This is a genomic window from Pseudomonas laurylsulfativorans (assembly GCF_002906155.1).
GTDB lineage: Bacteria > Pseudomonadota > Gammaproteobacteria > Pseudomonadales > Pseudomonadaceae > Aquipseudomonas > Aquipseudomonas laurylsulfativorans.
Genome location: NZ_MUJK01000001.1, coordinates 706734 through 732079, shown reverse-complemented (window position 1 = coordinate 732079; position 25346 = coordinate 706734). Strand labels below are relative to the sequence as shown.

The 25346-nt window shown below is 59.2% G+C and carries 22 protein-coding genes and 3 pseudogenes; 11 read left to right on the top strand and 14 right to left on the bottom strand.

The annotated features are described in order from the left end of the window. Positions 1 to 113 precede the first annotated feature (113 nt). Entirely contained in the window at positions 114 to 815 is a 702-nt protein-coding gene (locus tag B0D71_RS03320) for a response regulator (protein WP_103394014.1), read from the top strand. Here the strand turns inward: B0D71_RS03320 and B0D71_RS03315 are convergent. The 4 genes from B0D71_RS03315 to pdxR all read right to left on the bottom strand — a co-directional run bounded on the left by B0D71_RS03315 (position 812) and on the right by pdxR (position 6626). After that, entirely contained in the window at positions 812 to 2299 is a 1488-nt protein-coding gene (locus B0D71_RS03315) for a sensor histidine kinase (protein ID WP_103393452.1), read from the bottom strand. The genes B0D71_RS03320 and B0D71_RS03315 overlap by 4 nt on opposite strands. Positions 2300 to 2617: 318 nt before the next feature. Next, the gene (locus B0D71_RS03310; RefSeq protein WP_103393451.1) at positions 2618 to 3883 is read right to left on the bottom strand and encodes an MFS transporter; all 1266 of its coding nucleotides are present in this window, start codon (positions 3881 to 3883) and stop codon (positions 2618 to 2620) included. Between the two features lie 51 nt (positions 3884 to 3934). Continuing rightward, positions 3935 to 5005 carry a sugar phosphate isomerase/epimerase family protein gene (locus tag B0D71_RS03305; RefSeq protein WP_103393450.1) on the bottom strand — a complete coding sequence of 357 codons (1071 nt, stop codon included), beginning with the start codon at positions 5003 to 5005 and terminating at the stop codon, positions 3935 to 3937. A 112-nt stretch (positions 5006 to 5117) separates the two neighbouring features. Further along, the gene (pdxR, locus tag B0D71_RS03300; RefSeq protein ID WP_103393449.1) at positions 5118 to 6626 is read right to left on the bottom strand and encodes a MocR-like pyridoxine biosynthesis transcription factor PdxR; all 1509 of its coding nucleotides are present in this window, start codon (positions 6624 to 6626) and stop codon (positions 5118 to 5120) included. A 214-nt stretch (positions 6627 to 6840) separates the two neighbouring features. Here pdxR and B0D71_RS03295 point away from each other — a divergent pair, with 214 nt between their 5' ends. Further along, a complete protein-coding gene (locus B0D71_RS03295; RefSeq protein WP_103393448.1) occupies positions 6841 to 7662 on the top strand; it encodes an SDR family oxidoreductase in 822 nt (273 codons plus the stop codon). A gap of 48 nt (positions 7663 to 7710) precedes the next feature. Here the strand turns inward: B0D71_RS03295 and B0D71_RS31385 are convergent, their stop codons facing one another. After that, positions 7711 to 7863, bottom strand: coding sequence for a hypothetical protein (locus B0D71_RS31385; protein ID WP_165798683.1), 153 nt, complete (start codon positions 7861 to 7863; stop codon positions 7711 to 7713). Between B0D71_RS31385 and B0D71_RS03290 the strand changes: the two genes are divergently transcribed. From B0D71_RS03290 to B0D71_RS03270, 6 genes are all read left to right on the top strand, one after another. Further along, on the top strand, positions 7862 to 8089 hold the full coding sequence (locus B0D71_RS03290; RefSeq protein ID WP_103393447.1) for a VOC family protein: 228 nt from the start codon (positions 7862 to 7864) through the stop codon (positions 8087 to 8089). The genes B0D71_RS31385 and B0D71_RS03290 overlap by 2 nt on opposite strands. A gap of 199 nt (positions 8090 to 8288) precedes the next feature. After that, positions 8289 to 9161 carry a DNA/RNA non-specific endonuclease gene (locus tag B0D71_RS03285; protein WP_103393446.1) on the top strand — a complete coding sequence of 291 codons (873 nt, stop codon included), beginning with the start codon at positions 8289 to 8291 and terminating at the stop codon, positions 9159 to 9161. A 330-nt stretch (positions 9162 to 9491) separates the two neighbouring features. Continuing rightward, positions 9492 to 9650 carry a hypothetical protein gene (locus B0D71_RS31380; protein ID WP_165798665.1) on the top strand — a complete coding sequence of 53 codons (159 nt, stop codon included), beginning with the start codon at positions 9492 to 9494 and terminating at the stop codon, positions 9648 to 9650. An 85-nt stretch (positions 9651 to 9735) separates the two neighbouring features. After that, positions 9736 to 11076 (top strand): putrescine-ornithine antiporter, encoded by a 1341-nt coding sequence (gene potE / locus B0D71_RS03280; protein WP_103393445.1) that lies wholly within the window; start codon positions 9736 to 9738, stop codon positions 11074 to 11076. A gap of 48 nt (positions 11077 to 11124) precedes the next feature. Next, entirely contained in the window at positions 11125 to 12030 is a 906-nt protein-coding gene (locus B0D71_RS03275) for an amino acid ABC transporter substrate-binding protein (protein ID WP_103393444.1), read from the top strand. 28 nt (positions 12031 to 12058) lie between these two features. After that, a complete protein-coding gene (locus B0D71_RS03270) occupies positions 12059 to 12556 on the top strand; it encodes a hypothetical protein (RefSeq protein WP_165798664.1) in 498 nt (165 codons plus the stop codon). Here the strand turns inward: B0D71_RS03270 and B0D71_RS03265 are convergent. The 5 genes and pseudogenes from B0D71_RS03265 to B0D71_RS03250 all read right to left on the bottom strand — a co-directional run bounded on the left by B0D71_RS03265 (position 12529) and on the right by B0D71_RS03250 (position 17019). Continuing rightward, entirely contained in the window at positions 12529 to 12933 is a 405-nt protein-coding gene (locus tag B0D71_RS03265) for an aspartate-alanine antiporter-like transporter (protein ID WP_240635662.1), read from the bottom strand. The genes B0D71_RS03270 and B0D71_RS03265 overlap by 28 nt on opposite strands. Positions 12934 to 13196: 263 nt before the next feature. Further along, positions 13197 to 14171 (bottom strand): annotated as a pseudogene (locus B0D71_RS32260) (methyl-accepting chemotaxis protein); the annotation flags it as partial. A gap of 312 nt (positions 14172 to 14483) precedes the next feature. Beyond that, positions 14484 to 14762: pseudogene (locus B0D71_RS32255) on the bottom strand (PAS domain-containing protein); the annotation flags it as partial. 269 nt (positions 14763 to 15031) lie between these two features. Then, the gene (locus tag B0D71_RS03255) at positions 15032 to 15568 is read right to left on the bottom strand and encodes a P-loop NTPase family protein (protein WP_103393441.1); all 537 of its coding nucleotides are present in this window, start codon (positions 15566 to 15568) and stop codon (positions 15032 to 15034) included. A 113-nt stretch (positions 15569 to 15681) separates the two neighbouring features. Beyond that, positions 15682 to 17019, bottom strand: a complete 1338-nt coding sequence (locus B0D71_RS03250) for an MFS transporter (protein ID WP_103393440.1) — start codon at positions 17017 to 17019, stop codon at positions 15682 to 15684. 158 nt (positions 17020 to 17177) lie between these two features. Between B0D71_RS03250 and B0D71_RS03245 the strand changes: the two genes are divergently transcribed. Then, the gene (locus B0D71_RS03245) at positions 17178 to 17744 is read left to right on the top strand and encodes a nucleotidyltransferase family protein (protein ID WP_240635679.1); all 567 of its coding nucleotides are present in this window, start codon (positions 17178 to 17180) and stop codon (positions 17742 to 17744) included. A gap of 329 nt (positions 17745 to 18073) precedes the next feature. On the opposite strand, the gene B0D71_RS03240 is transcribed toward B0D71_RS03245, so the two are convergent. Next, positions 18074 to 21394: an Ig-like domain-containing protein gene (locus B0D71_RS03240; protein ID WP_420825126.1), complete on the bottom strand. Its 3321-nt coding sequence runs from the start codon at positions 21392 to 21394 to the stop codon at positions 18074 to 18076. A gap of 368 nt (positions 21395 to 21762) precedes the next feature. Between B0D71_RS03240 and B0D71_RS03235 the strand changes: the two genes are divergently transcribed. Next, complete coding sequence (locus B0D71_RS03235) at positions 21763 to 21924, top strand: DUF2986 domain-containing protein (protein ID WP_103393438.1); 162 nt, start codon at positions 21763 to 21765, stop codon at positions 21922 to 21924. Positions 21925 to 21983: 59 nt separating this feature from the next. Here the strand turns inward: B0D71_RS03235 and B0D71_RS03230 are convergent, their stop codons facing one another. Further along, complete coding sequence (locus B0D71_RS03230) at positions 21984 to 23306, bottom strand: DUF1329 domain-containing protein (protein ID WP_103393437.1); 1323 nt, start codon at positions 23304 to 23306, stop codon at positions 21984 to 21986. A 342-nt stretch (positions 23307 to 23648) separates the two neighbouring features. Between B0D71_RS03230 and B0D71_RS31695 the strand changes: the two genes are divergently transcribed. Next, on the top strand, positions 23649 to 23888 hold the full coding sequence (locus B0D71_RS31695; RefSeq protein WP_103393436.1) for a hypothetical protein: 240 nt from the start codon (positions 23649 to 23651) through the stop codon (positions 23886 to 23888). Positions 23889 to 24225: 337 nt separating this feature from the next. Here B0D71_RS31695 and B0D71_RS03220 read toward each other — a convergent pair whose 3' ends face one another. Further along, positions 24226 to 24831 carry a TauD/TfdA dioxygenase family protein gene (locus B0D71_RS03220; protein WP_240635678.1) on the bottom strand — a complete coding sequence of 202 codons (606 nt, stop codon included), beginning with the start codon at positions 24829 to 24831 and terminating at the stop codon, positions 24226 to 24228. Continuing rightward, positions 24757 to 25025 (bottom strand): annotated as a pseudogene (locus B0D71_RS31690) (TauD/TfdA dioxygenase family protein); the annotation flags it as partial. The gene B0D71_RS03220 and the pseudogene B0D71_RS31690, both read right to left, overlap by 75 nt. Between the last annotated feature and the right edge of the window lie 321 nt (positions 25026 to 25346).

Below are 25346 nucleotides of genomic sequence, written 5' to 3'. Positions count from 1 at the left end.
TCTGATATCCGAACGCCTGGCACCCGGGACATACGACTGGTGACCGGCGGCGTCCCCGATTCCCTGCTATTAATCAATGGATGTTCATGTGTTTGTTTTTGGGGGAGCGCGTCATGAATCCAGTCATTCGTATCGGTATTGTCGACGATCATCCGATGTTGCGTGAGGGTGTTGCCAATACGTTGAGAAAGCGGGCGGATCTTCAGGTCGTGGAGCAGGGCGCCAATGCGCAGGATGCCAAGGATATTGCCACGAGGGTGCGCCCGGATGTGATGTTGATGGACGTCAATATGCCGGGGGATGTGTTCGCCGCGGTGCGGTTCATTTCAACGGAACTGTCAGATGTGAAGGTGTTGATGCTGACGGTTTCAGAGTCCGAAGATGACGCCTTTTTTGCGCTGGAGGCCGGCGCGCGCGGGTATGTGCTCAAAGGTGTCAGCGGACCGGACCTGGTCCAGGCGATCAGGTCGGTTGCCAATGGCGAGACGTATATCACCCCCGACTTTGCCAACAAACTGCTGACTAACCTCAAGAAGCACGAAGCGGAAACTCACAAGTGTGATCTGACCCATCGCGAAGAGGAGGTCATTCGTGAAGTTTCAAAAGGGCTGACCAACAGGGAGGTGGCGACAAAGCTGTTGATCAGTGAAAAAACCGTCAAGCACCACATGGGCTGCGTGATGCAGAAGCTCAACGCCCGAAATCGTGTCGAAGCGGTCACGGCGCTACGGCATTACAGGGAGCGCGAAACTTTTGGGCGACTTCACATCGGCGCGGCAAAAACACCCATGGATGCCGGAACGGCTCCTGACTAGAGTTTGAACTGTGCCTTTACCGACGTACCCGAGGCGCAGGATTCGATGTTGAACAACCCGCCCAGCGATTCAACGCGATAACGCAAACCGGCGAGGCCCAATCGGGTTCTCCCGGATTTCTCGAGCAGCATGGCGTCCGCTGCCATGCCAGGACCACTGTCCCTGACGCTGATGTTCAATACGCCATCGATGTATTTCGCCTGGATGGCCTGACCCTCGCCGTTGGCATGACGGTAAGCGTTGTTGAGGGCTTCTTGCACAAAACGGTACAGACAGAGTTTGAGTGGCAGCGGTGCCGCTTTCGGTAGCGCCCCCACGGTCAATTTGACCTTGGTGCCCGTGCGTTGCTCGTGCCGTTGCGCCACCAGTTGCAACTCTTCCACCAGGCTCAACTCGTTGATTTCCGGAAGTGCCAGGCCTCGTGATAAATCGCGGACCTCACGCAATGCGTCGGTGGCGGCGCCGCGAATGGTTTCCAGCGACTCCTGATCGACTGCGGAGCAGTTCTCGGCCAGGTCGTCGAGCCGGATCAGAATCAAGGTCAATAGCTGCGCCGGCCCATCGTGCAGGTCTGCGCCAATGCGCCTCAAGGTGAGTTCGTTGACACGGGAAAACTCTTGGGTAGCTGTCGCCATCTTGTGCTGGAGTTCGGCATTGCTGACGTGCAAACGGGTTTGCTCGATCAGCCGCAAACGCAGTGCCACCTGCTGTTGCTGGATAATCTTGTCACCGCGTCGCACGATGAAGAAAAGCAGCGTCAGCATGGCCAGTGTCGCGGCGCCGACGACCCCCCATACCTCCTCCCGGACCCGATTGATCTCGCGCTTGAGGCTATCGGCCTTTTCATAGAATTCGCCCACCGCGATGATTTTCCCGGTGCGTGAATCCCGCAGGGGCGCGTAGATCTCATAGAGCGGCACGTTGAGCTGGCGCTCGAACGCGTTCTCATCCTGGGTCAGTTCTTGAAGGTCGGTGACCACTTTGCCCTTGAGCGCCTCGGTGATCTCATCCAATGGGAACTGAAGGTTGGTGATGTCTTTGTTCGTGCTGTAGACCACCGTGCCATCTGCTCGCCAGATCTTGATCGAGACAATGTGCTGTTTGAGCGAACGACTTTCCGTGAGGCGGTCCAGGGACTGGACACTTGCAGCCGAGAGCTCGTTGTCCCGGCTCAACTCCTGCACAAAGGGTTCCAGGAACGTATCCATGTACTGGGCGCCTGCTTCTGCTGCGCTATGTACCGCGGCACTTTCGATGCGTGCGCTCACCAGATTGCCGACGAAGAACATGGTCAGGCCGAGGATCACCGCAGCGGCAATGACAAACTGGGTCGAGTGACTCAGCTTGCGCGCCCTGACTCTCATCCGGGTGCGCCAGACGCCTTTGCGAAGCCCATCGGAAACCTCGACTGACTCGTCCAGCGCCTCAATCTCCTGCGCGATAAAAGTCGCGTTGTGTGATTCGACTTTTGCATCTTTTGCCATCGGTCTGGTTCCCTGATCATCGTGCCTGGTCGGTTGGAAACCCCGCAGCGCAACGCAAATCCGGAGATTGGCGCCACGCCCATGCATGACAGTAGTTCAGGGTGTAGCGATTCGACAGTTGCATTGGTCGGCTGCACACCGAGAATGATCAGCCCGACCAGGTCAGCGCTGTGCCAACGGCCACCGCGAAAGCCTGTTGGGCAGTGCCCATTGCCTGATGTTCATGGACGAGGCCGATTTCGCATTGTGATGGCGACGCCGTGCGGCGCTAACCGAGACACTCCGGTTACCGCCGCACCGCCTATTCCCGGGCTATGTTCAGGCTTGTGCGGCGCTGACCTTGCCAGTGACCGTGGAGTTCTTGCGGACCGCTTGATACAGCAGGCTGGACACCATGAACCCGACAATGGCCAACACACTCATCAACGAGAACACGTAGTTGTAGCCTTGTTGACCCGGGAAATGGTCAAGGATTGCGCCGTAGATGACGTAGGCAAACATGCCAGGCGCATAGCCGATGAGGCAACCGATGCCAAAGGCTGAACCGGTGATGTGCTGGGGAATGCCGACTTCACCCATGGGGGCCCAGAACACGCCGCGCATGGAAAAGACAATCAGCGCAAAGGACAGGGTGGCCGCCATGCCCGCGTAGATGAAACCCGGGTTTTTCGGGATGAGCATGATCACGCCCATCAGCGGCAACAAGGCCAGGAATGCCCATTTCAGATAGCGACTGGAGCTCTTGAAGTGCTTGTCGGCAATGAAGCCACCAGCGGGGCCACCGAGGATCTTGAGGAAGTACTGGTTGATGATGCCGTAGGCGCCCACCAGGGCCACGGGCAGTCCGTACATTTCCTTGAGGTAGGGAATGAAATAGGTCAGGCCGCAGTACACGATATAGACCATGAACACGTTGAGGCTGACCAGCCAGATACCCGGCACCTTGATGGCTTCGAGCAGGTTCGACATACCGTTCTTCGGCTTGACGGTCGACTGGGTATTGCCGCCCTTGAGCAGCAGCCAGGTCAGGGTACCGGCAAGAATGTCGATGACCGAGTAGAAGAGGATCGCCGACTTCAGGCCGTTTTCACCGGAGCCCATGGCGACGAAGACGCCCAGTGCAGAGAACGCGACCAGGGTATCAATGACGCCACGCCCGCCTTCGAGAAGGCCAAACAGGCGTCCCTGTTCCTTATCGTCGCCCAGAGTGCGGATGGCTTTGAGCAGCGAGGGCCAGAAGATGCAGTCAGCACACACGGCCAGCAGGCAGAACACGATCAGCAGATTGCTGAAGGGCGGAAAAGTTGCCAGGTAAAGCCCGAGACTACCGGTACCGATCAGGCCCAGAGGAATCAGCTTGCGGGTGTCGTACCGATCGGCGAGCACGCCGCCGACCACGAACAACGCGGTGGCGATAATGGCGTTGGCGCTCAGCAGCACGCCGATTTCAGTGTGGGACAGCCCCATGAATTCCTGCATGGGGATATAGAAGGCGTCTTTGAGGTTCGCCAGCTTGTAGATGGTGCCGCCACCGAGGATGAGAATCAGGAATCTGAGCCATTTGGCCTTGTCATGGGATGTCATTATTGTTCTCCAGGCTTGATTGGGTAGGCAGTGCCGTAAGGCACGCCAGGTTCAGGCGTTAGCGCAATGGGCCAGGGTCAACTCGGCCAGGGTTCGGAATTCGGCCAGCAGGCTTCGTACATAGGCGACCTGGTTGTTGGCCCAACGGTGTTCACCGGCGAGCATTTGCTCCAGCGAGAAGCCTTCCGGCAGCGCTGTTTCACTCATTTCCCGGTAGGCAATGAACGGGTCGGCGGCTTCGTCGAGCTGGCGGAAGGCCGGGGCAACGTAGTGGTTTTCCTGCTCGAGAATGAAGGCGATCACTTGCGGGGTTGATTCGCCGAGCATCAGCAGCTCGAACAACATGCGAGCGTTGGGCAGGTCGTCTTCGTCACAGCCTTGCAGCACGCCGTAATGCCCGAAGCCGTTTTGCTCGGGGACGATGCGTACACCCTTGAGGTGGGTCTGGCGTATGTGCGGCGCCAGGTTTCGCAGCGCCGCAAGGGGCTGCTCGCAGGCATTGATCATGTTGCCGAAGTCGAACAGGGCGTGCAGGCGAGGGTGGTTCAGCCGGTTGAGCAGTTGCGCGATCTCGCCGCTCTTGAGCTCCTCATGCTGCTCGAAGTCGAAGAACAGGTCGTGCTCGTCAGCCTGCTGCGCAAGGTAGTGCAGGTCTGACTCGATCACGTCCATGACCCGGGACAGCGCCCCTTCGTAGCGTGAGTAGACACGGATGTTGCGGGTGCCCAGCGCCTTGGCAATGGCGATCACTTGATCGACGTCTTTTTTCAAGGTGCTGCTGATTTCCAGATGCACGTCCAGCCCCAGTGCCTTGGCCTTGTCTGCGAACGCCTGAAGCTGCGCAGGTGCCATTTGACTCAGGCTGTTTTCTTCACCATCAAGCAAGTGCAGGCTCAGCCCCTGCAGCTCGTGGCGATAGGCGAAATCCAGCAGGTCAGCAGGTGTCACGCGGCCATGGGTCAGGTTGGTCAGCAAGGGGTAGGCATGGGCAAACAAGCGCAATTGCGCAAGTCGGTCGAGCAACTGGCGGGCCAATGCCTCGGTCAGCAGGGGGGGCGCTTCGGCCTCGACAGCCTTGTGGCTGAGCAAGGCGTTGAATCGTTCCTGGATCTTATTGTTCATTCGAGTCGTTCCTGGTTCAGACACCGGGTCTACCGGCGCAGCCTTTATCGCGCCAGTCAGGAACTCTCGATAGATCCATTATCAGTTAAATCATAAGACCACTTGCCTTGCGTCAAGTGGCCTGCTGCAGATAGCCCATTGTGCTCAAGGCCTGGGCCAGCGCTTCGACGCGTGCCTGGGCCTGGTCCTCGGGGGTGCTGGCAAAACCGATCAACAGCGCCGGCGGCAGGACATGCTCGAGGCAGTAGTCACTCAACGGATAGGTATGAATGCCATGCTGGCCGAGTTCCCTGGCCAGGGTGTCGTCATCAAGATGCGCGGGCATCCAGGCGATCAGGTGCATGCCGGCTTCCACAGGCGTGATCCTGAAGAAAGCGCCCAACCGTTGCTGCAGTTGTTCGACCAGAGCCTGCTGGCGTGCCTGGTACAGCGCACGCATTCGACGAATATGGCCGAGAAAGTGGCCTTCGCGCATGAAGTCTGCCGTGACAGCCTGGAGCAGTGTGGGCGGGCTGCGGTCCATGACCGCTCGCAGGGTACAGAAGGGTTCGATCAAGGCGTTGGGCAGTATCACGTAACCCAGTCGCAGCGAGGGGAACAGTACTTTGCTGAACGTCCCGGCGTAGATGACCCGGGCCCATTGGTCCATGGCATAGAGTGCCGGCAGGGGGCGGCCGTTGTAGCGAAACTCGCTGTCGCAGTCGTCTTCGATGATCCAGCTTTGATTGTGGGCGGCCCAATCGATGAGTTCCTGGCGCCGCGCATAACTCATGGTGATGCCCAACGGATGCTGACGCGAAGGCGTGGTAAACACCAGGCGGGCGTCAGGGCACTGAGCCAGGCCTTGCCGGACATCGATCCCCTGTTCGTCGATACGCAACGGCACGACCAGACCACCCTGGGCCTGGAGCGCGATTCGCGCCGCGATATGCCCCGGATCTTCCATCCAGAAACTGTCCTGCGGGTTGAGCAACAGCATGCCCAGCAGGTTGAAGGCTTGCTGGGCGCCGGAAACGATGACCACCTGCTCGGCAGTGCAGTCGATGCCCCGGGCATCGAACACGTATTCGGCAATCGCCTCGCGCAGGGCCAGCAACCCTTGTAGTTCGCCATAACCGAGCATGGCCTTGGTCGGCTTGTGCAGGTGGCGGTTCATCAGTCGCTTCCAGACCGATTGCGGAAACGCATCGTAAGCGCTGTGACTGGGCAGGAACGAAGTCGGGCTTCCGGTTGCCCAGTCCGCATAGGAAACGCCGCGGAAATGATCGCTGCGCAACGACAGCATGGACTGGCTCAGGTCGGACAGGCGAGGGGGCTGGCGCTTGTGCTCATCGTCATCGATACCGCGGCTTTCCCATTCATCGCCGACATAAGTCCCGGCCCCGGTGCGCGACGTCAGAAAACCTTCGGCAATCAGTTGATCGAACGCATTGAGAATGCTGATTCGGGAAAGCTGCAGTTCTTTGCTCAGGGTCCGGGTGGACGGCAAACGTACGCCACCCTGAATCCTGCCACTGAGAATCTGTTTGCGAATCTGCAAGTAGAGTTGGCGGTACAACGGGATCGAACTGGCGCGGTCCAGCTCGATACCTGACAACAGCAAACCTGCGGAGGATTTCATTATTTCGTTCGTCTGGATGGCGTGTGATTTGGCCTGAATGGCCGTCAGGCACTGGGGTGAGAAGGGTATCGAGCGGGGCTGGATAAGTCATCCACCGCATGCATCGATACGGCGCAAAAAGCTCACAGCGCAAGGCATGGAGGGAGCAGCGTTTGGGCTTTTGCCAAGGGATGTGTTATGACCAGGCCTAACCAAAGGAGTCTCTACATCACTTATGGCCAGTAAGCTCACTTCCAGAATTGCACTCATTACAGGGGCGGCCCAAGGGATCGGCGCTGCGATTGCGCAACTTTTCGTGCAAGAGGATTGCTTTGTCTATGTCACCGACATAAACGACGAACTCGGCAGAACTGTTGCAAACGCACTCGGTGATCGCGTCAGCTACCTGCGTCTTGATGTACGGCGCGAAGAGGATTGGCAGCGCGTGACGACGCAGATTCTGAAGGAACGCGGAAGGCTGGACGTCCTGGTGAACAACGCCGCCATTACCGGATTTGAGCAAGGTGCCGTGCGGCACGACCCGGAGCATGCGCGCCTGGAGGACTGGCACGCTGTGCATCACACCAATCTCGACGGTGTATTTCTCGGTTGCAAATACGCCATTCGCGCCATGCGACATTCAGGCGCGGGCTCCATTATCAATATCTCCTCTCGCTCCGGGCTGGTCGGCATTCCGGGCGCGGCGGCCTACGCGTCATCCAAGGCCGCCGTTCGCAATCACACCAAGACAGTTGCGCTTTACTGCGCCGAGCAAGGTCTGAAAGTGCGGTGCAACTCGATTCATCCAGCCGCTATCCTCACCCCCATATGGGAACCCATGCTGGGCACCGACGCAGGCCGTGAAGAGCGGATGGCGGCCCTGGTTCGCGACACTCCGCTGAGACGATTCGGGATGCCCGAAGAAGTGGCGGCCATGGCCCTGTTTCTCGCCGCGGATGACGCGACGTACGTCACCGGCAGTGAGTTCAACATCGACGGAGGCCTCCTGGCAGGCTCGGCGGCGACCCCCACGGTTGTCGATGACAGCGGGGACTAGCTCCAACCGGTCGTGCGAGCTCGTAGCCCATGATTCAAGTAACCCCCTTTACTTGAACAGTCGCGCAAAATAACCTCTGCCCGGCAGGCACCGACCTGCCCATTCAGGCAAAACAAGGTGCGGCACCATCACCAGCACCGACTGGCCGGTGTTCGCGACTTTGATCGTTGAGGTTCTGCGATGAGCGATTTCGCTGATCATGGCGTCCGGTTCGGACGCATTGCACCTGACTCTGCAACCCGACCACCGACCCGCAAGCTTCAATGTGGCCCAGATGATGGTGGAGGACGTCGACAGGCTGTATGAGGCCTGCACCCAGCACGGGGCGAGAATCATCAAGCGCCTGAAAGACCAGGATTACGGTCTGCGGGCATTCGTCTTCGAAGACCCGGACGGCAATCGTATTGATGTGGGGCAGCTGATCTAGATCTGTCACAGGTACAGAGGGCGGCGGTTGGGAGCGTCATGCTGCTACAGCATGACCAGGCTTTCCCAACCGCTGTTCCGAGGAACACCGGCCAATAGAATCTGTACGCAGCCCCGCACTAACCTGTCTGGTCATGGTCAATAAACCCCGCACGACCTCGTCGCACGTTTTCCCTCAATTCCATTCGAAGATTTAACCCATGTACCTACGCAAAATTGCAGTTGGGCTGTCGGCCCTTGTTTTGCTTTCCACCGGGGCGCAAGCCCGCAGCCTGCTGGATCTGCTCAAGCCACCCACCGCGCAGCACGAACAAACGTCCCGCTCGGGCTCGATCAGCCAGAGCGCGGCCCTGAACCTCTACTCGAACAAACAAAGACAGCCATCGTTTGACGGCTGTGCAGAGTTGTTCCCGGCAGCGAAACCGATCAACACCGCCACAGTGTCTGCATCCATGAAACCCCTGGCGTTGTGTTCCGATAACTTTGCGGTGCTGTACTCGCAAACCAGCAAGACCCCACTGGTTGTGGTTGAACGCCTGAATGCGGCCCAGTTGCAGGATGCCAAAGGGGAGGAGCGCACCAATCAGTTCTACCCGGACCCCCGCATCCCCAAGGGTGGGCGCGCTGAGTTGAGCGACTACCGCAGCCAGCACCCGGCCGTGGACCGTGGCCATCAATCTCCGGCAGCCGATGCACCGAATCCCAATGCAATGGCCCAGTCCTTTGCGCTGTCGAACATGGTGCCGCAAGACCCGACCAATAACCGCAAGATCTGGAGCAAGGTCGAGGCGGATGTCAGGAAGTTTGCCAAGCGCGCCGATGGCAACGTGTTTGTCTTTACCGGTCCGCTGTTTGACCCAGGCTACTCCACCATCGGCGACAACCAGGTGTGGGTGCCGACTCGCCTGTTCAAACTGGTCTATGACGCCTCGTCCAAGCGTGCCTGGGCCTACGTGCTGCCTAACGCAGAAACCCGTATCCAGAAACCCATGGACTATGAAACTTTCGTGAAGAGTACCGGGCTCAAACTGCTCGGGAACTTGCCCGTCACAGGTTCCGCAGGGCGTACCTGATGGCTGGATGAGCGGCGCCCCAAAGGCTGGATGCATCCTTTGGGGTGTTTCACTCAGGGATAGAGAGGGGGGGCGTGATCGCTGAGAAATAGCGCTTTGGCATTAATACTTAGTGTTTGTTAAAGCACCGAAAGAGCGGAAAACAGGTCCGGTTACTTCGCCAGGAACCACACAGAAAAGTGGGTCAAGGAAATAAATCCGGCAAGAAGTAACAAATAGTAAAAATGAACTATACCCAATAGGGCAATCGCTCCTGACCCCGGGACATGATGCCTCTGAAGATGATCGTCCCAGGAACTTCAACGTCATACAGACTGAGAGATTCTGGTTATGAACGCCTTGAAAATCGCTGCCAGCGATGCGGTTCTAGATTGCTTTCGTAATTCCCCTGAAGCCATCAAAGCCTACGAAGAAAGCCAGCTGCCGCCGTTCTTCTACGCGCTCAAGCACTACACCGAATGCGCCTATGGGTACGTGATCAAGGTTTGATGCAGTAGGTATTAGCCCCTGTCAGGCTGCGTGCTGCACGTCGCCAGGCCAGGTTCAAAACTCTGAACAAGGCAAGGAGTTTGCGATGGCTGATTCAAGCAAGAAAATGGGCCTGATGGGGCTCACGACGCTGGTGACGGTCAACATGATGGGCTCGGGCATCATCATGTTGCCCACCAATATGGCTCAACTGGGCGCCGTCTCGCTGCTGTCATGGATCTTCACCGCGATCGGCTCGATGGCCATCGCCTACTGCTTTGCCCAATGCGGGGTCTTCTGTCCGCGTTCGGGCGGATTGTCCGCCTATACCGAGGAAGCCCATTCAAAGTCAGGTTTTTTCCTCTGTTCGTACCTGTACTTCCTGTCCCTGGCCATCGCCAACGTCGCCGTGGCCATTTCGGCGGTGGGTTACATGACGGCCTTCATCCCCTGGCTGGGCACGGGTGCCATTCCACTGTGCGTCGGCACGATCGCGCTGATCTGGCTGACCACCTTCGCCAACTTCGGGGGCCCGGGCATCACCGGCAAGATCGGCGCTTTCACCGTGTGGGGCGTGATCATTCCGGTAGCGGGCCTGAGTATTATCGGCTGGTTCTGGTTCAAGCCCGATGTGCTGGCCGCCGCCTGGAACCCCAATAGCCTGCCGATTTCCGAAGCCATCGGCAAAGCCATCCCCCTGACCCTGTGGGCCTTCCTGGGCATGGAATCGGCGGCCCAGGCCACCGATGCCGTGGAAGACCCCAAGCGCAACGTGCCACTGGCCTGCCTGTTCGGCACCCTGGGGGCCGCCGTGGTCTATGTGCTGTCGACCACTGTGATCCAGGGCATCATTCCCAATGCTGAACTGGCCAAATCCACGGCACCCTTCGCCTTGGTCTACGCCACCATATTCAGCCCGATGGTGGGCACTATCGTCATGGCTCTGGCGGTGATGGCCTGTGTCGGCTCGCTGCTGGGCTGGCAATTTACCCTGGCGCAAACCGCGAAGATGACGGCTGACCAGAACCTGTTCCTCAAGCTGTTCAGCAAGGTCAATTCGATGAATGCGCCCGTCGTCGGCATGATCGTCTGCGGCGTGCTGCAGACCTTCATGGCCTTGTCGACCATCTCGCCCGATGCCGCCGCCCAGTTCAGCAAGCTGGTCAGCCTGGCAGCGGTGACCAACCTGATCCCCTATATCACCGCGCTGACCGGCCTGCTGGTGATCATGCACAAGGCCGGGGTCTCGTCGGCGATTCACACGCGTAACGTGGTGGTCTTGCTGATCGCCGTAACCTACTCCTTGTACGCCCTGTATGCCTGCGGCAAGGACGCAGTGATGGGCGGCACCCTGGTGCTCGCTGTCGGCTACCTGCTCTATGGATTCCTCGCCAAGCGCTTCACCGAAGCGCCATCCGTCAACGTGGCCAGGGCCGGTAATCCTTAGGCGTGGCCATCAGGACTGCACAGACATCTGCATACGGGGAAACCGGACATGAACGTACCATTTGCCACAACCACCAGACTGCTGCTGGCCTTCGCACTCTTGACGCTGCCGCTGGTGGCCGGCGCCAACACCCTTGAACGCGTGCGCAGCAGCCACACCTTTACCTTGGGCTACTTGCCTGACCTGGCCCCTTTCAGCAAACAGGAAGGCGACAAAGCCAGCGGTTATGCCATTGACTTGTGCCTGAAAATCGCCGACACGCTCAAGAGCGAGCTGGGCCTGCCCGACCTGCAAGTGCACTATCAGCCGGTAACGGTCTCGGAGCAGGTCAGTGCCGTGAGCCAGGGCAAGGTCGATATCCTCTGCACGCCGACCGCGCCCACACTGGAACGGCGCAAGATGATCAGCTACTCCATACCGGTCTACACCGCCGGCCTCTCGGTCGTGGTGCGCAACGATGCGGCCGAACCCTTGCTCAATGTGCTCAATGGCAAGGTTGCCAACACCGGCCCGACCTGGCGCGCCAGCATCAACAATGGCCTGGCCAACCAGACCTACGCGACCCTCGAGGGCGGCGTGACCGAAGACTGGATTCGCGAGCAGATGCGCCTGCTCAACGTGATCGCCTCGCTGGTGACCGTGGCCAACAACGACGAGGGCGTCAAGCTGGTGGCCGAGGGCAAGGCCGATGCCTTCTTCTCCGAACGCATGCTGCTGCGAAACGAAGTGGCCAAGGAGGGCGCGGCCAAGAACCTGATGATCCTGGACCGCATCTTCGAGTACTCGCCGGTGGCGATGATCGTGGATCGTAACGACGAAGACTTTCGCTTGCTGGTCGATACGGCCCTGAGTGAAGCCTATTACTCGGGCTTTGTGGAAAAGGCCTACGACCAGTATCTGGGCGGGAGCAACGCTACCGTGAAAAAACTGTTCAGGGTGTATGCGTTGCCCTAATACAACTGTAGGAGCGAGCCTGCTCGCGATGGACGTTAACGATAACGTGTGCAACCTGGATAAACGCGGCGCACTTGAGTCCATCGCCGGCAGGCCGGCTCCTACAGGTATTGCGCGGTCCCTTGTAGGAGCGAGCCTGCTCGCGATGGACGTTAACGATAACGCGTGCAACCTGGATAAACGCGGCGCACTTGAGTCCATCGCCGGCAAGCCGGCTCCTGCAGGTATTGCGCGGTCCCTTGTAGGAGCGAGCCTGCTCGCGATGGCCGTTAACGATAACGCGTGCAACCGGGATAAACGCGGCGCACTTGAGTCCATCGCCGGCAAGCCGGCTCCTACAGGTATTGCGCGGTCCCTTGTAGGAGCGAGCCTGCTCGCGATGGACGTTAACGATAACGCGTGCAACCGGGATAAACGCGGCGCACTTGAATCCATCGCCGGCAAGCCGGCTCCTACAGGAATTTGCGTAAGGAACCACTTAATTGGCAAGAGCCTGCATCAATTGGCGAACACCATGGCGAAGTAGCCGAGGACCGTCAGCAGGATGCCCGAGACTGCAAACGCGACCGGAAAACCGACCCATGGCACGTTGCTGCCGATCTCCGTCGCGGCCTCCTGGCACGGGCCGGAATGACTGCGGGCACCGGCCATGCCGCCCATCGATACCGCCGGATTGATCTTCATCAAGTGATAGCCAACCACCCAGACGGCGAACGGCGGCAGCATGCAGGCAACGAACACCAGCAGTCCTATGTCCTCAAGGATGTTACGCGCTGCATTCGGCGTATTGCCGAAGAAGCGCAGGCGCGGGGACAGGGACGTCCATGGCTTTTCCTCCCGCTGTGAGGAAAAGCCTGAGCGGACCTTTGGTAAGTAGTTATCAGGTTTGGGGGGCAGGAGCATAAAGATCCTGCAAAGCGGGCATTCAAATTTTCCGCGGCTGCCTTTGGAGCACATGAACCCCGCAGGACCTTCAGTGGTCGGTCAGACAATGCCGACAAACGACAGGATGAACAGGATGATCACAACAGCACCAACGAGGTAGATAATGTTGTTCATGACTTCAGCGCTCCATCTGGATAGGGATGCGAAACAGAGGTGTCTATACAGCTGACACCTTCGCTCGCATTTCCGTTCCGCAATCCATCTTGCCGGGGCGCTGATGACTATCGACTAAAACGCGCAGCCAGGCTATGCAGGTACTCGGCCATGACTTCCAGGTCCTGGCTGATCGCGGCGCCTTGTTTAGCCTGCCCGGCGCTGTGATCGCACAGTTGGGCAATTCGCGTGATCTGTTGGTTGATATCCTCGGCCACGTGGCTTTGCTCTTCAGACGCCGAGGCCATCTGCTGGCTCATTTCGGTTATCCGGGTGACGGCCTGGCTGATACCGACCAGAGCCGACTGCACCGCCTCGACACGCTGCATGCTTTCGCGGGAAATCTGCTCGCCACGGCTGGCCGTCGAGACTGCGCGATCGGCACCGCTATACAGCGAAGCGATGATGCCGTGGATCTGTTCGGTGGAGGTGCGAGTGCGTTGCGCAAGGGAGCGCACCTCGTCGGCAACCACGGCAAAACCGCGACCTTGCTCGCCAGCCCGGGCTGCCTCGATCGCCGCATTGAGCGCCAGCAGGTTGGTCTGTTCGGCAATGGATGTGATGACATCCACGACACTGCCGATCGATTGCGTTTCGCTCGCCAATGCATTGACCGCCTGGCCAATCTCGCTGACCGCCGCATGCATGGTTGCCATGGCGCTCAGGCTTTGCCGGGCCAGCTCAGTGCCGTCACGGGTCAACTGGTCGGCTTGCGACGCGGCATGTGCGGTGCTGACGACGTTTTGGGTGACTTCCTGGATCGTGGCGGCCATCTGGGAAATGGCGGCGGCGGACTGATCGGTTTCACTGCGCTGACGATCCAGTGACTGCGCCTGGGAACCCGAGAGTGCGGATGACTGCGTCGCCTTGGCCTTGACGTTGACCCCGGCATCGACGAGCCGGGACAGGGCTGTCTGCAAGCGCGCCTCCTCACTGAGCATGGCCATGTCCAGGCGACCCTGGGGACCGTGGTTGTCGCTATAAGTGAGCGCGACCAACGGATCGGAAAAGGCTTTCGGATGCTCGGCCAGGGTGCGCTCGATGGCTCTGCGCTGTCGGGACTCGATCAGGTACCAGGCAATCCCCAGGCTCGCCACCAGCACCCCTTGTGCCGCCGTTTGTGGTAGCCACTGACTGCCCAGCAGTGAAACCCCGCCAGCCATCAGTAACGGCCAAGCGTGTCGCAGCGGCCGGAAAATCCGCGCGCTGCGCGCAACGATCGGCTTGCCGGCGCGCATCCTTGCATAGAGTGCGGCTGACCGACGCACCTGGTCGCGGTTGGGCAGCGAACGAACCGATTCGTAACCACTCAGGCGTCCGTTTTCATAGATAGGCGTGACGTAGGCACTGACCCAGTAGAAATCACCATTTTTCGAGCGGTTTTTCACAATACCCATCCAGGGTTTGCCTTGCTTGATGGTGTGCCACATATGAATGAATACCCCGGGAGGCATATCGGGGTGTCGAACCAGGTTATGGGGCTGACCGACCAATTCGTCGTAGGTGAAACCGCTGATGGCCACAAAGGCGTCATTGCAGTAAGTGATACGGCTATCGAGATCGGTCGTGGAGATCAATCGTTGTTCGGCGGGAAAGACTCTTTCATGCTCGGTTACGGGCAAATTCACACGCATTCGATGCGACCCCTCGGATTATTATTATGATGGTGAGCCTATAAATCAGCACGTCAGGCGCCCAGGCATTGCGCCGTACGGGCCCGAAGAGGAATTTATGGACGGGGGCGGCTGACGACCATTCATTCGACGACAATTACTTTTCACTTCATGACAAAACCACGATGTCGAAGTGGAATCGCGCGTGATGTCGAATTGAGTGAGTTTTTGGGGGCAAACGAACGCGGTTGTTATGGCATGACCTTGGGTGACGGATGTCGCCGCCCCCTTTATTCAAGGCAGGTTTCAGGCGTTGTCGGCAAGCCATGGAGAAAGGCCGCTATCTGGTGGCTACTGCGCAAGTGCACCACAGGAATCCGTGGGCCTGTGGCCAGGCGCACAGCCTCGATACCCGGGCGGTAACCTCGATCGAAATTCCACACGAAGCTCAGGAAAGTCAGGAACGCCCGGTCGAGCTTCTCTGTGCAGCCGGCTGGAAGGTCAGGGCGAGGGCGGTTCATGACGCTGCGCATGATCACCCGGGTGAAACAGGTAAGTCGCGGCGTATCGAGCCAGATGATCAGGTCGGCCCGAGGCAGGCGCAGGTCGAAGGTGCGCCGGGCATAGTTGCCTTCACAAACCCAGGCATCCGCTGCGATCGCTGCGCTAACCCGCGCGCGGAACTGCCCGGCGTCGGGCTCGATCCAGCCGGGTTCCCAGAACAATGTATCGAGGTGCACCACGGGCAGGCCCAGACGCTTGCCAAGCGCGCGGGCGAGGGTGGATTTGCCGCTACCGGCATTGCCCAGAATTACAATCCGTTGCATGGGGGGACGTCCTGTCGCGAAAAAAGCCGGCAATTGTGCAGGGTTTTGATAGCCAGTCAAAGGCTGTTAAGGAAACCTCGTGCATATAGCGCCTGGCCGGCTCGTTTCGTGTTTCAGACCGCAGCGCTCACGCCTGCGCCTTTGTCCTGCGTCGCAACGTCATGCAGGGATATCCTCGAGGTCTCCGGCAATGCCAGTCCACCCGCCAGCGCGAGCAAGGCAATCGCAATCAGATAGAACGCCGGTGACAGGTTGCTGCCGGTGGTGCTGATCAGCCATGTCGCCACCAGCGGCGCGGTGCCGCCGAAAAGGGTGTACGCCATGTTGTAGGTGATCGCCGAGGCGGTGTATCGGGTACGGGTAGGGAAGGTTTCCGAGAGCAGGGCCGCCGTCACCACGCCACATAACACCGCGCCAACCGCCAGGAGCATCACGCCGACGACAGACGCGGCGAACGAGCCGGAGCTGGCCATCAGGAACGATGGATACACGGCCACAATCAGTAGCGCGCAAGCCGTCATCACCGTCATTCGCCGCCCGACCCGGTCCGAATACAGCCCGGCCAGCGGGCAGATCGCCGCAGCGAACAGCAATGCAATCAGGGACACCAGCAACGCTGTGGCGCGACTCAGGCCACCGGCGACTTGCAGGTAGGTCGCGAAATAGGTGGTGAACATATAAAACGACAGCGCCGTCAGTGACACAAAGGCACCCAGGCAGCACATCGCCGCACCATGATTGCGCAAGGTTTCCCTGAGTGGCGAGTGTGCGACTGCATGTTCCTCGGTCACCGCCTGAAAGGCCGGTGTTTCATCGAGCTTCCAGCGCAGGTAAAGACCCACCAGGCCCAGGGGCGCGGCAATCAGGAACGGCAGGCGCCAACCCCAACTGCCCATGGCTTCGGCGGACAATGATGCCTCGAGTGCGTAGGCCACCACGGCGGCCGCGGCGAAGGCGGAAAATGTCGACACCGGAATGAAGCTGCCATACCAGGCGCGTTTATCACTCGGCGCATGCTCCATCAGGTAGGCACAGGCACCGGCGTATTCTCCCCCGGCGGAAAAGCCCTGGGCGCAACGGATCAGGGACAGAAGAATCGGCGCCGTGACCCCGATCGCGGCGTAAGTGGGCAGCAGACCGATCAGGGTGGTCGCACCGGCCATCAGCAGAATGGTCATCGCCAGGGTTCGCTTGCGGCCGATCCTGTCGCCCAGCATGCCGAAGAAAATCCCGCCAAGGGGGCGAAACGCAAAGGCCACGGCGAACACCGCAAAGGTCTTGAGCAGCGCGGCACTGGCATCGCCGCTGGGGAAAAATTGCTGGGCGATGGTCGTGGCCAAAAAGCCATAGACGGCGAAGTCGAACCACTCCACGAAATTGCCGATGCCGGCGGCCACAATCACTCTTCTCAGCGTTTTCGGGCTGACTTGTTCCATCGTTGTGCTCGTCATGCTTGACCTCGACAATTCGTCAGTAAGCTATCGATTATCGGGGCAGGCAATGAGGCGGTTCACTTCAAAAGTGTCATCCACATAGTCAGTACCGACGTCTTGCCGTTAAATTGCCCGATGTTCGCCCACCAGGACTTCAACGATTTAAAGGGATGAAAATGACATTGACTGTCGAAAAACTGATCAGTATCGCAATGACCAACCCGGTAAACGCAGCACTTGCCGAGCGCTTGCCCGAGCTTGGTTTGAACCAATGCATGCTCACTGCCGGTTGCCTGTTCCAGGCCGTCTGGAATCATCAGTCACAGAAACCGGCAGACTGGGGGGTGAAGGACTACGACGTCTTTTACTTTGATGAAGATCTGTCCTGGGACGCAGAGAATGAGGTCATCCAGTCAGCCAAGCGGCTGTTCGAGGACCTCGAGGTGAACGTTGAATTCAAGAATCAGGCTCGCGTTCACCTGTGGTATAGCCAGCGGTTTGGCGGGGACTATCCTCCGCTTCAGTCGGCCAAGGACGGGATCGATCGCTACCTGATTGCCGGTACCTGCATGGGTTGGGATGTTGAAACCGGCGAGGTCTATGCGCCCAACGGCCTGGCCGACACCGAGCATGGGCTACTTCGAATCAATCCAAAGAATCCCAGGCCAGACTTGTTCGATCAGAAGGCGAAAAGCTATCAGGCTCGCTGGCCCTGGCTCAGGATCATCGACCCCCATTGTTGAATTGCTGATGAGAGCCAATGGCTGCCTGTTACGGTGTCCACCTGGCATTTATTTGATTCTTCACGCAATCCCGGGGAACTGTAGGAGCCGGCTTGCTGGCGATGGACTCAAATAAGCCGCGTTTATCCAGGTCACACGCGTTATCGTTAACGACCATCGCTGGCAAGCCAGCTCCTACGAGAGACCGAGTTCATCTGGGTCACACGCGTTATCGTTAACGATCATCGCCAGCAAGCCGGCTCCTGCAAGTGACCTTCCAAACCAGTGGAGGCCCAAACAAAAGGGCCTCAAATCCTTTGAGGCCCTCGTTGCTAAAGCCAGGTTGAAACTCAGTTCCCCACTACTGGCACCGTCACGGTTTTGCCGAAGGCCGACTTGATGGTCGCCGTCGGCGCAGGCGACGGGCCGCTGCCGACGGTGGTCACCGCGATCTGCCAGCGTGCGCCGGTAGGCGTGGTGGTCAGGGTGGCGTTGCCAAGGTTCACCGTGCCGGTGGTGGTCGTGGCAGTCGCCGAGATGGTATTGCCCGTGCCACGCGAGGTGGTGCCGGACAGCACCCAGTAGTAGCGGCTGTTGCTGCGGGAGGTGACGGTAGCGCCGGTGACGATCAGGTTCTCGACGACCCCTGCCGAGACCGCCACGGACACCGTCGCCGGTTCCGATTGCGCACCAATGGCATCGGCGGCCTGATAGGTAAAGGTCGCGGTGAACGGTGCGGCGATCGTGGCCGGTGGTGTGTAGACCACGCGCAGGCCATCGGTGCTGACGCTACCCTTGCCGGAGTCCGGTTGTGCCAGGCCCACCACTTTGAGCGGTAAGTTACCGTCAGGATCGGTGTCGTTGGCCAGCACGTTGATGGTCACCGGTTGGCCAGTGTTACTGATGGCGCTGTCGGGGTTGGCGACCGGTTTTTTGTTGTCGCCTTCGTTGTTGCGTCTATCGCCAGTGCGGAACGTTGGCAGCGCGGCGGAGTTGACGTAGGTCACACCGTCCCAGCCGGGCAGGGGGGTTGGCATCAATTGGAACTGGCCCGGATTCTCGACGTCCCAGCGCATCAGCATCGAGGTGTCTTCGTGTTGGGTGTTGTGGCAGTGCTCCATGTAGGTCCCGGCGAATTCGCGGAAGCGGATGGCGATGTCCACGTCCACCGTACTGTCGATGCCCTGGCCGATGAGATAGACGTCCTTGCGTGCCCATTTTTCCCATTCAGGCGGTGCCTTGCCGTCGCGGCTGAGGACCACGCCTTCTTCGAAATGCACGTGCACCGGGTGGCTCCAGCCGTTGCCGCCGTTCTTGATTTTCCACACTTCCAGGGTGCCGTCGCCGGAGAACCCGGCAGGGCTCGGGCCTGTGGCCAGTTGCGGCGCGGCGCTGATCCGGCGAAGGTCGGCGCGGTCGCCGAAACCGCCGTCGGTCTTGATCGTCCAGGGTTCTTCGTCGGTACCATCGGAGCGGCCGAAGATGAACTCGCGATGCCGCGCCAGCTGGAGCTTGGCCTGCATCGCTGGATCGTCGCGGTTGATCGTCAGCGGGATCATCACCTTGCCCACCGGTTTACCCGGTTTGGCGGGTTCGTAGTCGGAGGGGTTCATGGCCACGTCCTGGCCGGCATAAGGCTGCACCACCATCTGCATGAACTTGCCGACTGCCGGGTCACCAAGGTCCCATTCCAGCCCCTTGCTGCCGAGTTTGAGCACGGCCTTGTACCTGCCGGACAGCACGTCCGCCAGGCTCAGCGCAATATTCTCCGGTCCCTTGCCACTCTGGTGTTCCATCAGGTTGACGAAGTACAGCTTGTCGCCGGTCCTGATCCCGTATTTGGAGAAGTTGACGATGATGTCGAAGCGCTCGGCAATGCCCTGGGTGGGCAGGATGGCGTTGTGGTCCTGCACATCGCCGTCGGCGTCCAGGTCCATGCTGCCGTCGAACGGCACGGCGTGTTCCATGAGGTTGCCGTCGTTGGCGATCATGTGGAACGGCACGCGGGTGTAAGACAGGCCGGAGCCTGCCGGGCCGGGGAACTCGCCACTGGTGCCGACGATTTCACGCACCAGCGCGATCCTGAAGAAGCGCGACACCGAGCCATTGAGGATGCGGAACCGATAGCTGCGCGCACGCACGTTGAGGCGCGGCTGGTACTGCCAGTTGACCAGGATCTGATCGCCGAGGAAGCCGTCGGTGTTGAACGGGTTGAACCACAGTTGGCCATTGGCGTCCCAGGCCTTGTCGGCCACCATCAGGTTGACGTCATAGTCGCGGTTGCCCCAAGGCAGCGCCGAACCGCTGGGCAGACGCAGGTTGACCCCGTCCTGCAGCGCTTCGTTGCCACGGTCCATGGCGCTGTAGTAGTTCATCATCGTCGCGTTGCCCTTGTAGACATTCTGCGCGGTGAAATCGAGCATGTGATCGTGGAACCAGTGGGTGCTCATGGTTTCGCGCCAGTCACCACGGATCTTGATGGTGCCGTTGTTGCAGGTCTTCAGGCCCGGCGTGGCGTCGTTGACGAACAGGGTTTCACCCGGCGCGCAAGGGAACGCGGCGCGTGCATCCTGGGCGTTGGTATTGATGCTGTCATAGCCGGCCAACTGGATCGGCCAGCGATAGTCGTAGTACTGCCCCGGGAAGAAAAACGCATTGGCATAACCGTCGCTTTCGGCCGGGGAGTGGCCGTTGTGTTCATGGGTGCTGAGGGTGTGCAGGCCAAAACCCATGTTGGCCGATGGATCGATCGGCAGGGCGTTGTAGTGCCGCATCAGCACGCCCTGGCCGTAGCGCACCATCAACAGTTTTGGCGGAAAGGTACCGTCGAAGGTCCAGAGCGCCTTGTGGTTCTGGATCGGCATGTTGGGGTGAAAGCGCGTATCGATGCCCTTGGTGGTACCCGCAATGATCGGCGCGTCCGAGGTCTGGTTGTACAGCCCACCCGGCCCGAACTCACCGACGGCGTAGTTGTGCAGTTGCCTGCGGTCGCGCATGCCGCCGTTGAGCTTGGCGCCCGCTTGCGCGGTCTTGAAGGCGACCTGTGGGTAGAACTCGTTCCAGCGCTGGTGCGACCAGCCTTTTCCAGGCGGACGGCCTTCAGCTGGCGAACCGACCGGATGGCGATTGAGGAAGGCTTCGATCTGCGCTTTCCAAGGGTTGCGGTCCAGCACGTTGGAATACTGCGACGGAAACGGGTACAGCCCCGGCTGGCGCATGAAGGCTTCCAGTGACGCGGCCGAAGGGCCGCTGCGGGCGATACTGTTCGGGTCCTGCGTGGGCGCCGGGCCGACGATCGGAGGCGGGAAAGTCAGGGGCGGGGCGGGCAGTGTCGGGTCGAGTTTTTCCGTGCCGAATTCTTCGAACAGCAGCAGTTGTTGCGTGTATGGCAGGGCTCCGAACAACGGACTGGGCTTGCCGTTGGTGGGAATCTTGAACGATGTCTGCAGGGCGGGCGGCAGCACGTTTTCGGCCCGGGGCGCCTTCCGGTCGCCATACACGCCGTTGGGATAGGCGATGGAACCCTGGTTGGTGGGCGGCATGGTCAATAAGGCATCCAGCGCAGCCTTGGGGTCGGCCGGCGGATTGGTAAACGCCGAGGGGTCGGTCGGCGGGGGCTGGCCGAAATCATCCAGCGGTACCGCGTCTGCCGTGGCCAGGGAAAAGAACATCGCACAAGGCAAGCCTGTTTTGCGCAGTAGATAGAGCGAATTGCTTGAGTGTGTTGCGCGTTTCATAGGTCACCCCTCGCTTGATGTCCCGCCGTCTCCATGTCCGGGACGACTGCTGTTTTTGGGCACAAGAAGGGGTGTGCAACTAATGAGCCATTACTTGGTCAAGAAAAGATTCAGGTCAACGAATCAGTTTTTCCGGGTATTGCAGCCCAAAGAAGCGGGGGGGAGAGAGGGGGATATTCCTCGGGTTTGGTGGTAAACACCCGGGTGGGTGGGTGAAGAACCCCATTTCTGGGGGGATATGGCGGCCCGGTCTGGGACTTTGGTCTGATACAATTTAGCAATTACAGGTTGAGCAGAACACCATGAATCGTCGCAAGAAACTGAATCAGATACTCAAGGCCAACGCGAAAAAGGCCAGTGCCAAACTGGCACCGAAAAACAAGGATAAGTACATCAGCAAGGCTGACAGGTTGAAGCTGGCAGCCGAATCCGCTCAAAACCCGGTCGTTACCCCCGAGAGCTGATCCCAGCAGCTCAGGCCCCCGTTCTTTCGAACCAGAGGGGCCTTTTTATCGTCACCAATTCAACGAATACCGGTGCCCGCCATGGACTCCGGCACCCACTGCGCCGTCGATAGCGGCTCGATGTAGCGGATGCCGCCATGGGGGCCCACCACGCCATTGATGTTGTAGGTGCCTTTCGACAGGTCGTAGGTCATGAACGGGGTGGCATCCGGGACCTGCTTGTCATAACTCTGGCTGAAGAAGGCGAAGGAACCACGGTATAGCTGGCCACTGGTGTCGTACTGATCGGAGGCCACCGCGGCCCAGGTATCTTCATCCAGATAAAAACGGCGCTTCTGGTAGATGTGCTTCGCACCGGCCTTGAGGTTGCCCTCCACGACGTAGACCCGGTGTTTTTCCCAGCGTACGAAGTCCGGCGCAATGAAATTCGGCGTGGTCAGCGATTTGGCATTGCGAGCGTAGGTGAGTTTGTAGGTGTTGTAGGGCACGATCATTTCTTGCTTGCCCACCAGCGTCCAGTCATACAACTCCAGTGCACGGGCAGTACCGGGGTTGGGGGTGTCGTAGGCCAGGATCGAAATCTGTTTGACCCGGCGCTGGGCCGGCATGTACTGCCAGGCACGGCCGGGGCGCTGCAGCGGGTTGGTGGCGTTCTTGAGCATGATCGACTCGCCGGCACGCCGTGCAGGTCCGGTATAGGACAGTTTCAACTGGTAGTAGATGTCGGAATTGTTGATGGGCTTGGACATGTTCTCGTAAATCGGGAAGGAGACGAATGCCTCGCCGGTGACAGCCAGGCTCGCCACGCCCGCCGTGTCGACGCTCCACGAGTCGTATTTGGAATGGATGTTGACGCCCTGGTAGCGCAGCAGGAAATTCCACATGGCCTCGGCACCCGATTGCGGGATCGGGAACGGCACACCCGGCAACACGTTATCGAACGCAATACCGCCGTTGAGCGACCTGGCGGCGGTTGCATTCTTGCGGCTATTGTCCAGTACCGCCTGCGGGAGCGATGCAGTGCGATGGGTCGGATACACATCGATGCGAAAGCCGGGGTAGCGCTTGGCCAACGCTACGGTGGTGGCGGTCAGCATGCCTTTGTACGAATCGACGTTCCTGCCGTTGATCACCAGCAGCGGTTTCTCGTCCGCAAAGGGGTCCGGGCGCATGCTGTCGCCGGTCTTGAAACTGGATGGGGCCGTGGTCAGGCCACCGTTGTAGGGCGGTATGGAGCCATCGGCATTACCGGCCTTTTCGGCACCCACCCACGTCAGGCTGCTGCCCAGCCGGGCGGCCTCTTGACTCGATACATAGGCTTTGGCATCGATGGCCAGCGCCATGAGGGGTATGGCAGCCAGCAGACTTTTCACGAATTTCATATTGTTATTCTCCTGCCTGGTGTACCAGGCAACTCGTGACTCGGGCGCAGCGGTTGTATCCGCAGGCTCGCTAGCCAGAGACTTTTTCAGAACCTCCATTAAAAGCCCCGCGATACGGGGGCGCTTTTCATTTGACGACAGTCCCTTGGCTATCCATGACAAACCCGGGCTGTCTGATCGTGTGTATTCGGTGGCGTGCTCACTGAGGCTGAGCACCATTTGTTTGTATTTTCCAGAGGAATCATTGAGTTACTGAGTGGTCTTAACCACGGCTGAACACTACCCGGATGAAAAGTCGGGCAGCCACACTCCCTCCATACCCCTGACGTTTAGGACGTTCATATGAATCGCGCAGTAACCTTGATCGTGGCCATTTCCAGCGCCGTCTTGTTGGGAGGCTGCGGCCCGCACTGGGATGACGGGGAAAGGTACGGCCGATATCACGATCATGACCATCGACGTGGTTACGACCAACGAGGGGATGATGATCAGGGATATGACCGTCGTGGCTATGATCGTAGCGACTATGATCGCGATCACCGTCGCTACCGCGATCGCGATCGCGATGACAACGACGATTGATCCCTTCAACGTCGTTGAAAAGCAGGGGGCAGGTTGATCCGCATCCGGCCCTTGTTATTGTTAGTCCAATTTTTGTGGGGGCGGCGGGGTGGGATATGGCCACGGGCCCATAGTAGGAAGCGCGAGCGTCGCGTCATAAGCATGGCGGGACATTTTTTTGCGTATTGGGACACTGCCGGCGGGCCATGGCTGGCGGCGGCAGAAACAGCTCTACAGGCTTTCGCTCTGTCCCAATTTCACAAGATTGTGTCCTGTGAAGCTCAGTGCGGGGCACCCTCCGAGCGCTACCTTCAGGCCCACAATTGATAAGAAGGAGGCGAATAATGGACAGTCAGGGTCAGGTGAGTGCAGTACCCGCCAAGGTGGCGCGCAGCATTTTTCTTGGCGCATTGCCGTAGTCAGCTACCGCGTAGTGCTGAACTTGCAGGTTGTCCCACATGGCAACGGTATTGGTGCGCCACTTCAGGCGTACCTGATATTCCGGAATGGCGGCTTGGGAGATCAGGTAGTTCATCAAATGATGAGCCTCGGGCATGAAGTCCTGGCCGTAACGTACGTCCTCGAAGTTGAAGAAATTCGAGAAATGGGTGGTGAACGCCGAGTTGACGAACAACACTTTTTCACCCGTCTCTGGATGGATAAGCACAACCGGGTGTCTCCACCGGTCTCCGGACCCAGTTCGCAGCGCAGTATCGCGCCGCGCGGCGGAGCCTTCTTGAAGGTCACATCGGCATGCCAGAGATTTTCGCGGCTGGCCTTTTCGACGTAGCTCTTGGGCTTGCCTGGCTCGAGATTGCGATACAGCGTCAGCAGTTTGTCCGCCTCCGGATGGCTGGGCGCCAGGGGATGGCTCTCCAGTTCCGCGAATTGCAGGGCGAAGTTCTGTTGCTCCAGCGGGGTGATGTCCTGATCGCGGAAGAACAGCACTTTGTGCTTGAGCCACAGCTCCCGGATTTGCGCGATCAGTTCTGGATCTTGGGCAGCGTCGACAAGGCTGACGTTGCTGAGCTCTGCGCCGATGGCGGGTGTGCAAAGCTCTACCTTGATCGAATGCTGTCGCACCGACGACCGGATGATGGCCGGTGTCGAGGCAGACGCTGGTGAAGGGGTGTCCTGGATTTCGGCGATTTTTGTCATTGTTGTGTCCAATCCGTGCTGGTACGGCGGTGCGCAATATGTGCATCCGGTATAGGTAACAGGCCTCTGCTGATTGGGCAGAGGAGCCGTTCCTATAGTAGGTAGCCCAGGCGCGCAGCCATGAGCGTGGCGGGACAGTTTCTTCGCATATTGGGACAGGTGGGTGGAGGGCATATCTCGAAGACGAATAATGGCCAGTTTCGTCCGGCTTACCTGTAAAACGCATCACCGTGGATACCTTGTCCGGGCAACAGGCCGCTAATAATTTGTGGCCCGTCTCATCCCTGGTACTAAAGTGAACAAAGTCATTGAAAAAAAACG

Bases quoted from the DNA above. Each gene is read 5' to 3' on its own strand.
- B0D71_RS03315 (WP_103393452.1), bottom strand. From the start codon at position 2,299: ATGGCAAAAGATGCAAAAGTCGAATCACACAACGCGACTTTTATCGCG.
- potE (WP_103393445.1), top strand. From the start codon at position 9,736: ATGGCTGATTCAAGCAAGAAAATGGGCCTGATGGGGCTCACGACGCTG.
- B0D71_RS03285 (WP_103393446.1), top strand. From the start codon at position 8,289: ATGTACCTACGCAAAATTGCAGTTGGGCTGTCGGCCCTTGTTTTGCTT.
- B0D71_RS03320 (WP_103394014.1), top strand. From the start codon at position 114: ATGAATCCAGTCATTCGTATCGGTATTGTCGACGATCATCCGATGTTG.
- B0D71_RS03305 (WP_103393450.1), bottom strand. From the start codon at position 5,005: ATGAACAATAAGATCCAGGAACGATTCAACGCCTTGCTCAGCCACAAG.
- B0D71_RS03310 (WP_103393451.1), bottom strand. From the start codon at position 3,883: ATGACATCCCATGACAAGGCCAAATGGCTCAGATTCCTGATTCTCATC.
- B0D71_RS03270 (WP_165798664.1), top strand. From the start codon at position 12,059: ATGGACGTTAACGATAACGTGTGCAACCTGGATAAACGCGGCGCACTT.
- B0D71_RS03230 (WP_103393437.1), bottom strand. From the start codon at position 23,306: ATGAAATTCGTGAAAAGTCTGCTGGCTGCCATACCCCTCATGGCGCTG.
- B0D71_RS03245 (WP_240635679.1), top strand. From the start codon at position 17,178: ATGACATTGACTGTCGAAAAACTGATCAGTATCGCAATGACCAACCCG.
- B0D71_RS31385 (WP_165798683.1), bottom strand. From the start codon at position 7,863: ATGATCAGCGAAATCGCTCATCGCAGAACCTCAACGATCAAAGTCGCG.
- B0D71_RS03275 (WP_103393444.1), top strand. From the start codon at position 11,125: ATGAACGTACCATTTGCCACAACCACCAGACTGCTGCTGGCCTTCGCA.
- B0D71_RS03250 (WP_103393440.1), bottom strand. From the start codon at position 17,019: ATGACGAGCACAACGATGGAACAAGTCAGCCCGAAAACGCTGAGAAGA.
- B0D71_RS31380 (WP_165798665.1), top strand. From the start codon at position 9,492: ATGAACGCCTTGAAAATCGCTGCCAGCGATGCGGTTCTAGATTGCTTT.
- B0D71_RS31695 (WP_103393436.1), top strand. From the start codon at position 23,649: ATGAATCGCGCAGTAACCTTGATCGTGGCCATTTCCAGCGCCGTCTTG.
- pdxR (WP_103393449.1), bottom strand. From the start codon at position 6,626: ATGAAATCCTCCGCAGGTTTGCTGTTGTCAGGTATCGAGCTGGACCGC.
- B0D71_RS03235 (WP_103393438.1), top strand. From the start codon at position 21,763: ATGAATCGTCGCAAGAAACTGAATCAGATACTCAAGGCCAACGCGAAA.
- B0D71_RS03290 (WP_103393447.1), top strand. From the start codon at position 7,862: ATGGCGTCCGGTTCGGACGCATTGCACCTGACTCTGCAACCCGACCAC.
- B0D71_RS03240 (WP_420825126.1), bottom strand. From the start codon at position 21,394: ATGTTCTTTTCCCTGGCCACGGCAGACGCGGTACCGCTGGATGATTTC.
- B0D71_RS03295 (WP_103393448.1), top strand. From the start codon at position 6,841: ATGGCCAGTAAGCTCACTTCCAGAATTGCACTCATTACAGGGGCGGCC.
- B0D71_RS03265 (WP_240635662.1), bottom strand. From the start codon at position 12,933: ATGCTCCTGCCCCCCAAACCTGATAACTACTTACCAAAGGTCCGCTCA.
- B0D71_RS03255 (WP_103393441.1), bottom strand. From the start codon at position 15,568: ATGCAACGGATTGTAATTCTGGGCAATGCCGGTAGCGGCAAATCCACC.